Here is a 12,186-nt window from a genome sequence, read left to right as displayed (position 1 = left end):
TCGTAGGGAACCTGCCACGCTCGCCGACCCGGCCGGTCGACGGAACATCCCCCTGGGTGTGACGAGCCCTGCGAGCCCTCAGAGGGGTGTGTCCTCGGGCAGCACCCGCACGACGCTGACCGTCCCGGCGTCCCCCCCCAGCACGAGCCTGAGGCCGTCGAGGCGCTCCAGCGAGGCGCGTACGTCGTCGAGCTCGAGGCGGGTGTCTACGGCGATGTCGGCGTCGCGCACGGGCACGGCGTTCGCCGGCCACTCCTCTGAGGGGACCTCGAAGGGGTCGAAGTCGGTCTGTGCCGCGGACCAGAGCTGGAGCACTGCCTCGGCGACCATGTCGTCGACGGTGTCATCGGATGCCATGCGTGTGCCGTACCCACTGGGATGGGATTCACTGGCCGCATGGCGACCCGACTGCTCCTGCTGGCCGACACCCACGTCCCCCAGCGGGCTCGATCGCTGCCCGCCGACGTCTGGGCGGCGGTCGACGAGGCGGACGTCGTGCTGCACGCCGGCGACTGGGTCGACGTACGTCTCCTCGACGAGCTGGAAGCGCGCTCGCGCCAGCTGGTCGCGTGCTTCGGCAACAACGACCACGGCGAGCTCCGGGATCGGCTCCCCGAGGTCGCCAGGGTCTCGCTCGACGGGCTGAGGATCGCGGTCGTGCACGAGACCGGCCAGTCGAGGGGTCGCGAGGAGCGGATGGCTGCGGCGTACCCCGACGTCGACGTCCTCGTGTTCGGCCACAGCCACATCCCGTGGGACACCACCGCGGCCTCGGGGCTCCGCCTGCTCAACCCCGGCTCGCCCACCGACCGGCGGCGACAGCCCCACTGCACCTACATGACCGCCGTGGTGGACGACGGCGAGCTCCGCGACGTCGCGTTGCACCGGCTGCCGCTGCGGGGCGTGCGGTAGACAAGACCCATGTCCTCAATCCTCGTGCGTCCCCGTCGCGGCAAGATCATCGCTGGCGTCTGCGCCGGTCTGGCCGACCGGTTCGGCATCTCCCGCGGCCTGGTCCGGCTGCTGTTCGTGATCGGCGGCATCTTCGGTGCGGGCGAGATCGCCTACATCATCGGATGGATCCTGATGCCGAAGGGCGAGTGAGGCCTTGCCCGCCGTCCGGACCCGCCGCGCCAGGGCCGCCCGGAAGCGCAAGCGCCGGATGGCCGGGGTCGAGCACGACCTGAGCCCCACCGAGTGGTCGAGCCTGCAGGCCGCGTGGGGCGGTTGTGCCTACTGCGGCGCGTCCGGCGTCCCGCTCCAGAAGGACTGCGTCCTCCCGATCTCGCGCGGCGGGCGCTACACCGTCACCAACGTCGTGCCGGCCTGCGGGTCGTGCAACGCGAGCAAGTGCAACGACGAGGTCACCGGGTGGCTGCGGCGGAAGCGGCTCGACGAGCGGGCGTTCCTGGTCAGGCATGCCGAGGTCGTCGGCGGGCTCGCGGGATCAAGCAGCCAGGGAGAACAGGACCTGCTCGAGCCTGGCCTCGGCCGGACTCCTCCACCCGACGTCGGCTAGTCGCCGCGTCCCCGTGTGGTCGACGACGTACGTCGCTCCGTGCGGGTCGCGCCAGACGTAGATGCCCGGGAACGGTTGGCGCACCTCCCACGCACCGTGGGTCTTGATGCGGTGGTGGAAGGTCGTCATCGGGCCGTAGTTGCCCACCCTCGACTGACCGGGCGGCCCGCCTGACCGGTAGGGCTCCGTGTGGTCGATCTGCTGGTCACGTGAGGTGCTCACGCCCCAGGGGAAGGTGTCGGCCGGCGTCATCAGATGCAAGGCCTGCCGATGTCGGTCGGGGATCTCGTAGGCGTCGACCGGCGCCTGGCCCTCGATGTCGAGGGCCGGCCTGATGGTGAAGCGTGCGTGGGGGCCGAGGTGGGTGCGCACCCACTCCTCGGTGACGGGGCCGTGGCCCTCGGCGCGGGCTGTCCCGGTCGGCTCCGCGCCTGCGTAGGTGTGGACGTGGAGGGTCACGCTGGGCATCACGGTCGCCCAGTCGAGGTCGGGCTTCTCGGGGTCACCGTCGCGCCACTGGACGAACGCCTCGATGAGCGCGACGGCTGCATGGGGGTTGGCCAGGATGACGATCGCCTTGACCCTCCTGCGATCGCGGTCGTCGGTGTCGCCGAGGCTCGCGAGGATGTCGGCGAACCACTGGACGCGCGCGTCGAAGAGGGCGATGACCGGGAACGGCGCGCGGATGAAGAAGCCGCGCATCCCGTCGTCGGTGGAGCGAGTGGGGTTGGCGACCTGACGCTCGGCGTTGTCGCGCTCCTTCTGAGCCGCGGCCTCGGGGTCACTCGCGACCACGAGCCCGGTCACCAGGTCCTCGAAGCGGGACCACGGGATCCGACCGTCGGCGGGCTCGGCGGCGCGCTCGTCGACGTACGACGCCTGCTCTGCGGTCAGGTCGCGCGTGCGGCGCGCAACGAAGCGGGCGTACGACGCCTTGACCTCGAGGGCCTCCACGCGTCGCCACAGCTGCGGCAGCCGGATCATCAGGTCGAGTGCGTCGGCCATGAGCGAGTGCGCGGATCCCGACGAGAGGCCCAACCGGGCGCCGAGCGTCACCGCCGCGAACTCCGAGACGTCCGGCGTCCCGACCCCACCGAATCGCCGTACGCGCTCACGCCCGGGCAGCGCGCTCACCTCGGGGTCGAGGGTGTCGGGGTTGTTGAGGATCGCGACCTGTCCAGCGATCCGGAGCACCTGCGCCTCGCACTCGCGCTGGGTGCGCGCCACCTCGTCGGCGTGATCGAGGAGCTCGGCCTCGGTCAGCTCCTCGAGAGCGGTGGTCAGGTGCATGACTCCACTCAAGCAGGAGGGTCCGACAGTGGGGTCGGTCCCGCTGGCGGCCTTGGTCCTGCGTGACTCGACACGGTTCGACCCGCCCACTATGACGCAGCGTCTCGTGGGCGCGAGTCCGCACCTGACGGCATAGGTGGCCACCCCGGCACTCGTCTCAGAGTGCTCGATGAAGTTCCGATTAGCGCTCGACGATCTCTTCGTCGAACTCGAACGGCCCATCGAGGCGGCGTGTTACGGTGCGCAAAATTGTCGTGGCCTAGGACGGAAGCCCATGTCTCAAGTTGTTGGTTGGGCGCGAAGAGCTGCTCTCGCGTTTCCCGTTCTGCTTCTTCCCGCCAGCATCGCGCCGCCGGCCGCTCACGCCTACGACGAACCAAACATCAAACGTATTGATGCGCTTCGGATCGACGCAACCGACATGTTGACTCTTGGCAACCGGACCACCTACGTAGTTCGCATCGATTTCTCGGACCCAACATACGGCGCGCAAACTCGGACGCTCGCGCCGATGGAGGTCACCGATGAAACAAACTCGATGTGCGCGATCAAGAGTGACCTGAACCCGACACCCGATATCTACGTCACATTCAGCCCCGGAACCCCAGAAGCAGTAACGCTCAAGACGTTCTACCCTTCGGCCAGTTCGGACTGGTCCTCTCTCGAGGCCGTTCAAGCCACGGTCGCAGAGGCGCTGGCCGCTTTCGCGAAATCGAGGCAGCAGGTCTACAGAGCGAAGATCGCGGTGAGCAGAGCCAAGGCAGCTCTTGCCAAGGCCAAGGCGAGCAATCGTCCGGCAGCGATCCGCAGCGCAAAGGTCACTCTGGTGAAGGCGCGGAAGAAGCTTGCGGGATTGAAGGTCACCTTGGCTGACGCCAAAGCCTCGCTCGTCTCGGCAAGGCAAGACCTAGAGCAACTGCAGGGGTATATCGCGTACTGCCAGAGCCGACGCATCAATTGATCAGCGGAGGCCCGCGTCCCCGTCCTCCCCAAAATTCAAGCAACCGAGGTGTCGGTGCGGCACTGGAGCGAGCTCGACAACAAGCAATTCTTCTCCCCATTGGAGAGCGAGTAGAACCGTTGAGTGGATAGTTGACGCCACGATCGTTCGACAGCATGACAGCGGATGACCTGGCACCTTCGCGCTGAGGCGTACCTTGGGCCGCTGATCTCGTCTGTTGTAGATGTAACTTGTTCGCCCGACACGATGTCGGCGCGTCGTACCGCCGCGAACGCACCACAGGAAATGGAGCGTCCCCTACCCCTCGCGCCGCTCGTGCAGCCTCTGCTCCGCCTCAGCGCGGAATGCCAGGCAGGGAGCGTCCTCGCCCGGGTGCTTCTCGACCAGGTGGAAGATCCAGCGGTCCATCGCGGCCATGAACCCGTTGTCCGACCCCGCGCGGTGCGTGGACCAGGGACGGTGGCCGCGGGCCGTGCACGTCGTGCAGCTGATCCGGTAGAGGAACTGCTGGTCGCCGTCGAGGTCGATCTTCACGTGAGCCAGCGGACCCGCCTGGGTCGCGGCCTTGCGTTCCCGCGCTGATCGACTCGCCACCATGACCGGACCGTACCTGCCGTCACTCCCGCGGCAGCACCGAGGCAGCGAGCGCCGCTCCCCCACCGATGAGCCCGATCAGCACGAGCACGTCGAGCCGGTCGTCGGAGCGGTCAGAGGTCACCCACCACGTCGTCAGCGCGGCGACGATGACGAGCAGCCCGATGACCAGGTGCGCGACCGCCCGCGGTGCCGGGCCGACCCGCACGCGCGACGCGGCGAGGCGGCGTTCCTCCTCCGCCCTGGCCCAGGCCGCAGCCTGCTCCGGGGTCCGCGAGCGCGGGGGTGAGGGTTCCGTCGACACCCGTGCATTCAACCGCCATGATGTGACCCCCGCCACACAGGATCGATCAGGAGATGCCATGGCTCACGAGATCCCTGCCGACGTCGCAGCAGTCCGCGAGGAGTACGAGGCCCGCATCCTCGGCCTGCACATGCCGGCCACGGTGCGCCAGGCCGCGGAGAGGTTCGGCGACCAGCCGGCCTTCTCCGACCGGTTCGACGTGCCCGAGGGCGAGACCTGGTCGACGATCTCGTGGGCGCAGACGTGGGAGCAGACCCAGCGGGTGGCCGCCGCCCTGATCGCGCTCGGCGTCGAGAAGGGCGACCCGGTGGCGATCATGGCCGCCAACCGCACGGCGCACACCCTGGCCGACTACGGCGCGATGACGGCCGCGGCCGTCCCGATGTCCATCTACAACACGCTCGCCCAGGACCAGGTCGCCTTCATCGCCGGCGAGTCCCGACCCGTCGTGGTGATCCTCGAGGACCGTGACCGCTACCAGCGCTGGGAGAAGGCGCTCGCCGACGTCGACTCGATCCGCCACGTCGTGATGCTGGCCGACGCCGACAGCGTCGACGACCCGCGCGTGATGACGTGGGACGACCTCCTCGCCCGCGGCGACGACACCAGTGGCGTCGAGGAGCGGATGGACCGGATCACCCCCGACCTGCCGGCGACCTTCCTCTACACCTCGGGCACGACGGGCAACCCCAAGGGCGTCGTGCTCACCCACCACAACGTGATGTTCGAGGCCGTCTCGACGCTCGACAACGCCGGCCTGAGCGGTCCGCAGCGCACCGTCTCCTACCTCCCGCTCGCCCACATCGCCGAGCGGGTGCTGGCGACGTACGCCCCTCCCTTCCTCGGCAGCCACGTCCACGCGATCCCCGACCCCGCCGGCCTGCTCGGCGCGCTCGGCGAGGTGCACCCGACGGCGTTCTTCGGCGTCCCGCGGGTCTGGGAGAAGATCAAGACCGGCATCTCGGCCAAGCTCGCGGAGGACCCGAACCCCGACAACCAGGAGCTCGTGAAGAACGCGATGGCTGCGGGTCTCGCGTGGACGCAGGCCCACGAGTACGGCAACGAGATGACGCCGGAGGTCGCGGAGGCCTACGCGAAGGCGGACGAGGCGATCCTCGGGTTCCTCCGGCTGCTGCTCGGGCTCGACCAGGTCGAGTGGGCGGCCAGCGCCGCCGCGCCGATGCCGCTGGAGGTCGCGAAGTTCATGGGCGGCCTCGGCCTGCGGGTGTACGACGTCTACGGCATGACCGAGACCACGGGAGCCTTCACCTCCAACGGCCCCGAGCACTTCAAGCTCGGCACCGTCGGCGTACCCAACCCCGGCATCGAGGTGCGCCTCGACGAGGACGGCGAGATCCTGGTCCGCGGGCCGGTCAACACCCCCGGCTACCACCTCCAGGAGCAGGCGACCCGCGCGCTCATCGACGAGGACGGCTGGATCCACACCGGGGACATCGGCACCGTCGACGAGGACGGCTTCTACTCCATCATCGACCGCAAGAAAGAGCTGATCATCACCTCCGCGGGCAAGAACATCGCGCCCTCCAACATCGAGAACTACCTCAAGGAGTCGCCGATCGTGGGGCACGCGATGGCCCTCGGCGACGGCCAGTCCTACGTCGTCGCGATCCTCACCCTCGACGGCGAGATCGCGCCGCTGGTGGCCGCGAAGATGGGCGTCGAGTTCACCGACCTCGCCGACCTCTCGACCAAGCCGCAGATCCGGGCGATGGCGCAGGCGGCCGTCGACAAGGCCAACGAGCGGCTATCCAGGCCCGAGCAGGTCAAGGCGTGGGAGCTGCTCCCCGACGAGTGGACCGCGGAGTCGGAGGAGCTCACGCCGACGCTGAAGCTCAAGCGACGGGTCGTGAAGACGAAGTACGCCGACGTGGTGGACTCCCTCTACACGTGACCTTCGACCTGCAGGCCCACCGCGGGGGCGCCGGGCTCTGGCCGGAGAACACCCTCGAGGCCTTCGGCCGATCTCTCGCGCTGGGCGTCTCGACGCTCGAGCTCGACGTCCACCTCACCGCGGAGGACGACGTCGTCGTGGCCCACGACGCCGCGCTCGCCGACGCGCGCCTCATCCGCCGGCTCACCCGCCCCGACCTCCCGCCGACGATGCCGCTGCTGCGCCAGGTCGCCGCCCTGCTGCGCGAGCGCGGCGCCGACCCGGTGCGGATCAACCTCGAGATCAAGTACGACGCCCTCGACGCGGCCCAGCTCACCACCCGCGAGGCCTTCGTGGCCAAGGTCGTCGAGGCGCTGGACATCGACGGAATGGTCGGGCGCACCAGCATCCAGTGCTTCGACTGGGGCGTGCTCACCCGGGTCGCGGACGCGGAGCCGGCGCTGGAGCGCAACCTGCTCGTCTCGCCGAAGTACCTGAAGGGCACTCCCTCCCCGTGGTTCGACGGGCTGGCCGTCGACACCCACTTCGTGCGCACCGCGGCGGCGGAGGGCTTCACGGCCATCTCGCCGATCCACGGCTCGCCGTTCGCAGCCGGCGTGGAGGACCCGTCGTACAAGCCGTTCGCGACCGCCGCGCTCGTCGACGAGGCGCACGGGGTGGGCCTGCGCGTCATCCCCTACGTCGTCGACGACGAGCCCACCATGCGCCACCTCGTCCGCCTCGGGGTCGACGGCCTGATCACCAACCACCCCGAGCGGTTGCGCCAGGTGCTGTCGAGCGAGGGCCGCGCGCTGCCGGAATCCTTCCCCGGTGGAGGCAACCCCGACGCCGTCCCGGGCGTCTCCTCAGCATGACCATCGTCCGCACCGCCGTCCTCGCCGCGACCACGCTCGTGCTCGCGTCCGCCCTCGCGCCCGCCACCGCCGGGGAGCAGGCCGCACGCACGGTCCTCGACGTCTCCGACCTCGAGCAGGGCGCCCCTCCCGAGATCGCCTGGTCCGAGCGACGCTCGGGCAGCACCGTCATCCACGGCACCGACGGGACACGGACGCCGGTCTCCAACCGGCTCGACCAGTTCGCGCGGATGGGCTCGGGCTACGTCGTCCAGACGATCGGCGGCCGTCCCACCACCCGCTGGATCGCCGCCGACGGCACCCCGGGCCGCGGCGAGTGGCGCACCGGCTACGGCCTCGCCGTCTCGCCGAAGGGACAGGTCGTCGCCTTCGCCGGCCGCGCCGGCCGGGTGTGGACGATCGACCAGGAGGGCGACCGGGTCCTCCGCTTCAACCGACCGCCGGTCACCGGCACCGCCCACGCGGCTGCGGTCACCGGCGAGAACTGCAAGGAGGGCGAGGGCGACCCGGGCTTCGGCTGCTCGATCGCCGTCAACGGCCCGCACCGCGCGTTCTACACCTCCTCGCACGGCATCGTCGACACGGTCCCCCACCTGCGCCAGACCGACACCGGCCGCGGCCGGTGGCTCGGCGGCACCACCTCCGTCACCGACTTCGGGTCGTGCAGCGCGATGCTGCGCAGCTGGCAGGTGAAGTGGCGCACCTGCGACAACCAGCTCTCGGACATCTCGCCCGACAACCGCCACGTCCTCGGCACCCCGGCGTACGCCGACGGCTTCGGCCCCACCGCCCTCGACGTCCTCACGACGTCCGACGGCTCCGTGGTCCGCTCGTTCACCTCGGCACGCGACGGCAGCTCCGCGACGTACTTCGACGAGGTCTGGGAGGACGCCGCGCACGTGCTCGTCGTGACCTACCAGGACGGCAAGTGGGCGGTGGTGCGGCTCGGCGTGGACGGCTCGATGGAGTACGCCGTCGCCCCGCGCCGCGGATCGGTGGACGCCTTCTCGCCGTTCCGGCTGCAGACGCGCTGACCCCCTGTCTAGACCTCGGGGGAATCACCGATGCACGATGTCGGTCCCGGCTGGTCGACTGGACGCATGAACCGACAGCTCGCGGGATCGCTCACAGGACGCATCAGCAAGTGGATCGTCCTCGTCGCGTGGATCGTGGTGACCGTCGGCGCAGCGGGCTTCGCCAGCAAGCTGGCCGACGTCCAGAACAACGAGGCGTCCTCCTGGCTGCCGGCCTCGGCGGAGTCCACCCGCGCGCTCGAGCGGCTCGGCCCGTTCCAGGACCCCAACGCCATCCCCACGCTCGTCGTCTACGAGCGCGAGGGCGGGCTCACCGAGGAGGACCTCGCCGCGATCGAGGAGGACGCCGCGGAGTTCGCCACGATGGAGGGACTAGCCGCCCTGGGCGCGCAGGGTGCGCCCCCGGTCATCAGCCCCGCCGCTGCCCAGGAGATCGGCATCCCGGCGATCTCGGAGGACGGCGAGGTGGCGCAGACCCAGATCACCTTCGACCTCGGGGCCGACGGCTGGAACAAGCTGCCCGACATCGCGACCGACCTGCGCGACATCGCCGCGATCGACGGGGTCGAGACCTACATCGCCGGCGCCGGCGGCCAGGCCGCCGACGCGGCCGAGGCCTTCGGCGGCATCGACTCCACGCTGCTGGTCGCGACGCTGTCGGTGGTCATCCTCATCCTGCTCTTCACCTACCGCAGCCCGGTGCTGTGGATCCTGCCGATCTTCTGTGCCGGTGTTTCGCTCTTCGCCGCGCAGGCGCTCATCTACTTCCTCGCCAAGTATGCCGACCTCACCGTCAACGGCCAGTCCTACGCGATCCTCACGATCCTGGTGATCGGCGCCGGCACCGACTACGCACTGCTGCTCGTCGCCCGCTACCGGGAAGAGCTCCGTCGCCACGAGGACCGCCACGAGGCGATGGCGTTCGCGCTGCACCGGGCCGCGCCCGCGATCCTCGCCAGCGCCGCCACGGTCGTCCTGGGCATGCTGTGCCTGCTCTTCGCCGAGATGAACTCCACTGCGGGGCTCGGCCCGGTGGCCGCCATCGGCATCGCGGTCACGTTCGTGGTCATGGTGACGCTGCTGCCCGCGCTGCTCGTGATCACCGGCCGCTGGGTGTTCTGGCCGCGCCGCCCGTCGTTCGGGTCCCCCGAGCCCACCCAGTCCGGCATCTGGGCACGGGTCGGCCGCGCGATCGCCCCTCGCCCGCGGCGGGTCTGGGTCATCACGTCCGCGTTGCTCGCCGTGGCGTGCCTGGGCCTCTTCACCCTCAACACCAACGGCCTCAGCACGGAGGACACCTACACCACCGACTTCGAGTCCGTGACGGGCCAGCAGACGCTCGTTGAGCACGGCCTGCTCGACCAGTCCAACACCGTCCTGGTGGTCGCCAACGCCGACGAGGGCGAGGCCGTGGCCGCCGCCATGGTCGGGCTCGAGGGCGTCGAGGCGCCCTCACCCCCGGTGGTCCAGGAGGACGTGGCGTTCATCCAGGCGACGATCACCTCCGACCCGTCCACCCAGGCCGCCTTCGACACCGTCGAGCGGGTCCGCGACGCGGTGCACGACGTCGACGGCGCCGACGCGCTGGTGGGCGGGGGCTCGGCGTTCTTCCTCGACACCCTCAACGCCTCCGAGCGCGACAGCATCGTGATCATCCCGATCATCCTGGTCGTGGTGCTGCTGATCCTGATGGCGCTGCTGCGCTCGGTGCTCGCGCCGGTCATCTTGATGGTCACCGTCGTGCTGTCGTTCGGTGCCGCGCTCGGACTGTCGTCGCTGCTCTTCACCTACGTCTTCGGCTTCGCCGGGGCGGACCCGAGCTTCCCGCTGTTCGCCTTCGTGTTCCTCGTGGCACTGGGCATCGACTACAACATCTTCCTGATGACCCGCGTCCGCGAGGAGACGATGCACCACGGCACCCGCAAGGGAGCCCTCGTGGCGCTGACCTCGACCGGAGGCGTGATCACCAGCGCCGGGCTCGTCCTCGCGGCGACGTTCCTCGTGCTGGGCACGATCCCCGTGGTGTTCCTCGCCGAGCTGGGCGTCGCGGTCGCCCTCGGCGTCATCCTCGACACCATGATCGTCCGCTCCGTGCTCGTCACCGCGATCAACATGGACCTCGGCGGCAAGGTCTGGTGGCCGAGCAGGCTCGACGACGACGACCACCACCTCAGCCTCGACGAGATCGAGGCGCCGATCGAGACGGTGCACTGACCTCTAGCGCGAGGGCAGGGTCAGGATCTCCGCACCGTCCTCGGTGATGGCGATCGTGTGCTCGCTGTGGGCCGTCAGGCAGCCGGTGGCGCTGCGGAGCGTCCAGCCGTCCTCGTCGGTGACGAGCTCGTCGGTGTCGGCCATGATCCACGGCTCGAGGGCGAGCAGCAGGCCGGGGCGGAGCTTGTACCCACGGCCCGGTCGGCCGTCGTTGGAGACGTGCGGGTCCTGGTGCATCGTCGTGCCGATGCCGTGGCCGCCGAACTGCATGTTGATCGGGTAGCCGGCCTCACGCAGGACGCTGCCGATCGCGTGGGAGAGGTCACCGATCTTCGCGCCCGGACCGGCCGCGGCGATGCCGGCCGCCAGCGCGCGCTGCGTGGTCTCGATCATCTCGACGCTCCCGGCCGGTCGGCTCTCCCCCACGACGAAGCTGATCGCGGAGTCGGCGGCGACGCCGTCGAGCCGGACCGCGAGGTCGAGGGTCAGCAGGTCGCCGTCGGCGAGCCGCTGGTCGCGCGGGCGACCGTGCAGCACCGCGTCGTTGACGGCGGTGCAGACGTAGTGGCCGAACGGCCCGCGGCCGAAGGACGGCGCGTAGTCGACGTAGCAGGACTCGGCGCCCGCGTCGCGGATCATCTCGGCGGTCCACCGGTCGAGCTCGAGCAGGTTGGTGCCGACCATGCTCCGCCCGCGCAGCGTGGCGAGGATGTCGGCGACCAGGGCGCCCGTACGACGGGCCCGGTCGACCTGGACGGGCGTGAGGATCTCGATCATCGTGGAGCCATCATCTCAGCCCCAGCTTCTGGCAGCGCTTCTCGGCGGTCCCGCTGCACAGCTCGTCGAGGGTCAGCACGCCCTGTCCCACCAACACGGAGGTCAGGTCGTCGATCGTGACGTCCTGGTGCTCGTAGAGCCAGGACTCGACGCCGTCGACCTCCTGCGCGTCCGCCCCACCCATGTCGTCGAGCGGCGTGCCGGCGAGCAGCGCGACGGCGACGTCGGCAGCCTGGTCGCTCATCGCGCGGGTCGGGACGTAGGTCATCGACTCCTCGTCGCCGAGGAGCACGTCGCGCGCCGCCTGCAGGTCGTCCGTCGACTGCGTGGGGACGTCGCCGCCCTCCAGGCCGACGAAGCGGTCCGACCCCGGCACCAGCTCGCCGAGCGACACGACGGGCACCTCGGGACCGGTCAGGGACGCGAGGTCGTCGACGTCGACCGGCACGACGACGATCACGTCGGAGCTGCGGGCCTCTGCCTGACGGACCTGGCTCCGCTGCGTGTCCGCGTCGCCCTCGCTGTCGTACACCGTGACGCGGCACTCGTCGCAGGTCGCCTCGACCCGGTCGGTGAACTGCTCGGCGTCGACCGCGCGCGACGTGGAGTCGGAGGCGTCGGCGACCAGCAGCGCGATCGTCGGCTCGTCGCCGTCGCACCCCGCGAGGAGGGGCGCGAGGACCACGAGGGCGCAGGTCAGCAGTCGGGCTCGCAACATCGGGCCCGA

14 protein-coding genes are annotated in these 12,186 nt (G+C 70.1%); 8 read left to right on the top strand and 6 right to left on the bottom strand.

Features of this window, described 5'->3' with window-relative positions; genetic code table 11:
- Positions 1-78 precede the first annotated feature (78 nt).
- Positions 79-357, bottom strand: coding sequence for a hypothetical protein (locus EUA06_RS08320; RefSeq protein WP_129474576.1), 279 nt, complete (start codon positions 355-357; stop codon positions 79-81).
- 39 nt (positions 358-396) lie between these two features.
- Between EUA06_RS08320 and EUA06_RS08315 the strand changes: the two genes are divergently transcribed.
- The 3 genes from EUA06_RS08315 to EUA06_RS08305 are packed head-to-tail and all read left to right on the top strand — an operon-like array spanning position 397 to position 1,519.
- Positions 397-912 carry a metallophosphoesterase family protein gene (locus EUA06_RS08315; RefSeq protein ID WP_129474575.1) on the top strand — a complete coding sequence of 172 codons (516 nt, stop codon included), beginning with the start codon at positions 397-399 and terminating at the stop codon, positions 910-912.
- A 9-nt stretch (positions 913-921) separates the two neighbouring features.
- Entirely contained in the window at positions 922-1,104 is a 183-nt protein-coding gene (locus EUA06_RS08310; RefSeq protein ID WP_129474574.1) for a PspC domain-containing protein, read from the top strand.
- Positions 1,105-1,108: 4 nt separating this feature from the next.
- Positions 1,109-1,519, top strand: a complete 411-nt coding sequence (locus EUA06_RS08305) for an HNH endonuclease (RefSeq protein WP_129474573.1) — start codon at positions 1,109-1,111, stop codon at positions 1,517-1,519.
- Here the strand turns inward: EUA06_RS08305 and EUA06_RS08300 are convergent.
- The gene (locus tag EUA06_RS08300) at positions 1,448-2,809 is read right to left on the bottom strand and encodes a DUF222 domain-containing protein (protein ID WP_165354311.1); all 1,362 of its coding nucleotides are present in this window, start codon (positions 2,807-2,809) and stop codon (positions 1,448-1,450) included. The genes EUA06_RS08305 and EUA06_RS08300 overlap by 72 nt on opposite strands.
- A 169-nt stretch (positions 2,810-2,978) precedes the next feature.
- On the opposite strand from EUA06_RS08300, the gene EUA06_RS08295 reads away from it, so the two are divergent.
- Positions 2,979-3,770, top strand: coding sequence for a hypothetical protein (locus EUA06_RS08295; protein WP_129474571.1), 792 nt, complete (start codon positions 2,979-2,981; stop codon positions 3,768-3,770).
- Between the two features lie 297 nt (positions 3,771-4,067).
- Here the strand turns inward: EUA06_RS08295 and EUA06_RS08290 are convergent, their stop codons facing one another.
- Together EUA06_RS08290 and EUA06_RS08285 are read right to left on the bottom strand one after the other, a co-directional pair.
- Positions 4,068-4,367: a hypothetical protein gene (locus tag EUA06_RS08290; RefSeq protein WP_129474570.1), complete on the bottom strand. Its 300-nt coding sequence runs from the start codon at positions 4,365-4,367 to the stop codon at positions 4,068-4,070.
- Positions 4,368-4,386: 19 nt separating this feature from the next.
- On the bottom strand, positions 4,387-4,668 hold the full coding sequence (locus EUA06_RS08285; protein ID WP_129474569.1) for a hypothetical protein: 282 nt from the start codon (positions 4,666-4,668) through the stop codon (positions 4,387-4,389).
- Between the two features lie 58 nt (positions 4,669-4,726).
- On the opposite strand from EUA06_RS08285, the gene EUA06_RS08280 reads away from it, so the two are divergent.
- The 4 genes from EUA06_RS08280 (at position 4,727) to EUA06_RS08265 (ending at position 10,682) form a co-directional block, all read left to right on the top strand.
- Positions 4,727-6,580: an AMP-dependent synthetase/ligase gene (locus tag EUA06_RS08280; protein WP_129474568.1), complete on the top strand. Its 1,854-nt coding sequence runs from the start codon at positions 4,727-4,729 to the stop codon at positions 6,578-6,580.
- Positions 6,577-7,434, top strand: a complete 858-nt coding sequence (locus EUA06_RS08275) for a glycerophosphodiester phosphodiesterase family protein (RefSeq protein WP_165354310.1) — start codon at positions 6,577-6,579, stop codon at positions 7,432-7,434. Before EUA06_RS08280 ends, EUA06_RS08275 begins: the two co-directional genes overlap by 4 nt.
- Positions 7,431-8,468 carry a hypothetical protein gene (locus EUA06_RS08270; RefSeq protein WP_129474566.1) on the top strand — a complete coding sequence of 346 codons (1,038 nt, stop codon included), beginning with the start codon at positions 7,431-7,433 and terminating at the stop codon, positions 8,466-8,468. The genes EUA06_RS08275 and EUA06_RS08270 overlap by 4 nt, the downstream gene beginning before the upstream one ends.
- A 66-nt stretch (positions 8,469-8,534) precedes the next feature.
- Positions 8,535-10,682 carry an MMPL family transporter gene (locus EUA06_RS08265; protein WP_129474565.1) on the top strand — a complete coding sequence of 716 codons (2,148 nt, stop codon included), beginning with the start codon at positions 8,535-8,537 and terminating at the stop codon, positions 10,680-10,682.
- A gap of 3 nt (positions 10,683-10,685) precedes the next feature.
- Here the strand turns inward: EUA06_RS08265 and map are convergent, their stop codons facing one another.
- Together map and EUA06_RS08255 are read right to left on the bottom strand one after the other, a co-directional pair.
- The gene (gene map, locus EUA06_RS08260) at positions 10,686-11,459 is read right to left on the bottom strand and encodes a type I methionyl aminopeptidase (RefSeq protein ID WP_129474564.1); all 774 of its coding nucleotides are present in this window, start codon (positions 11,457-11,459) and stop codon (positions 10,686-10,688) included.
- 10 nt (positions 11,460-11,469) lie between these two features.
- On the bottom strand, positions 11,470-12,177 hold the full coding sequence (locus tag EUA06_RS08255) for a hypothetical protein (protein WP_129474563.1): 708 nt from the start codon (positions 12,175-12,177) through the stop codon (positions 11,470-11,472).
- Between the last annotated feature and the right edge of the window lie 9 nt (positions 12,178-12,186).

Source organism: Nocardioides glacieisoli (assembly GCF_004137245.1).
GTDB lineage: Bacteria > Actinomycetota > Actinomycetes > Propionibacteriales > Nocardioidaceae > Nocardioides > Nocardioides glacieisoli.
This window is presented reverse-complemented; position numbering and strand designations above follow the sequence as displayed.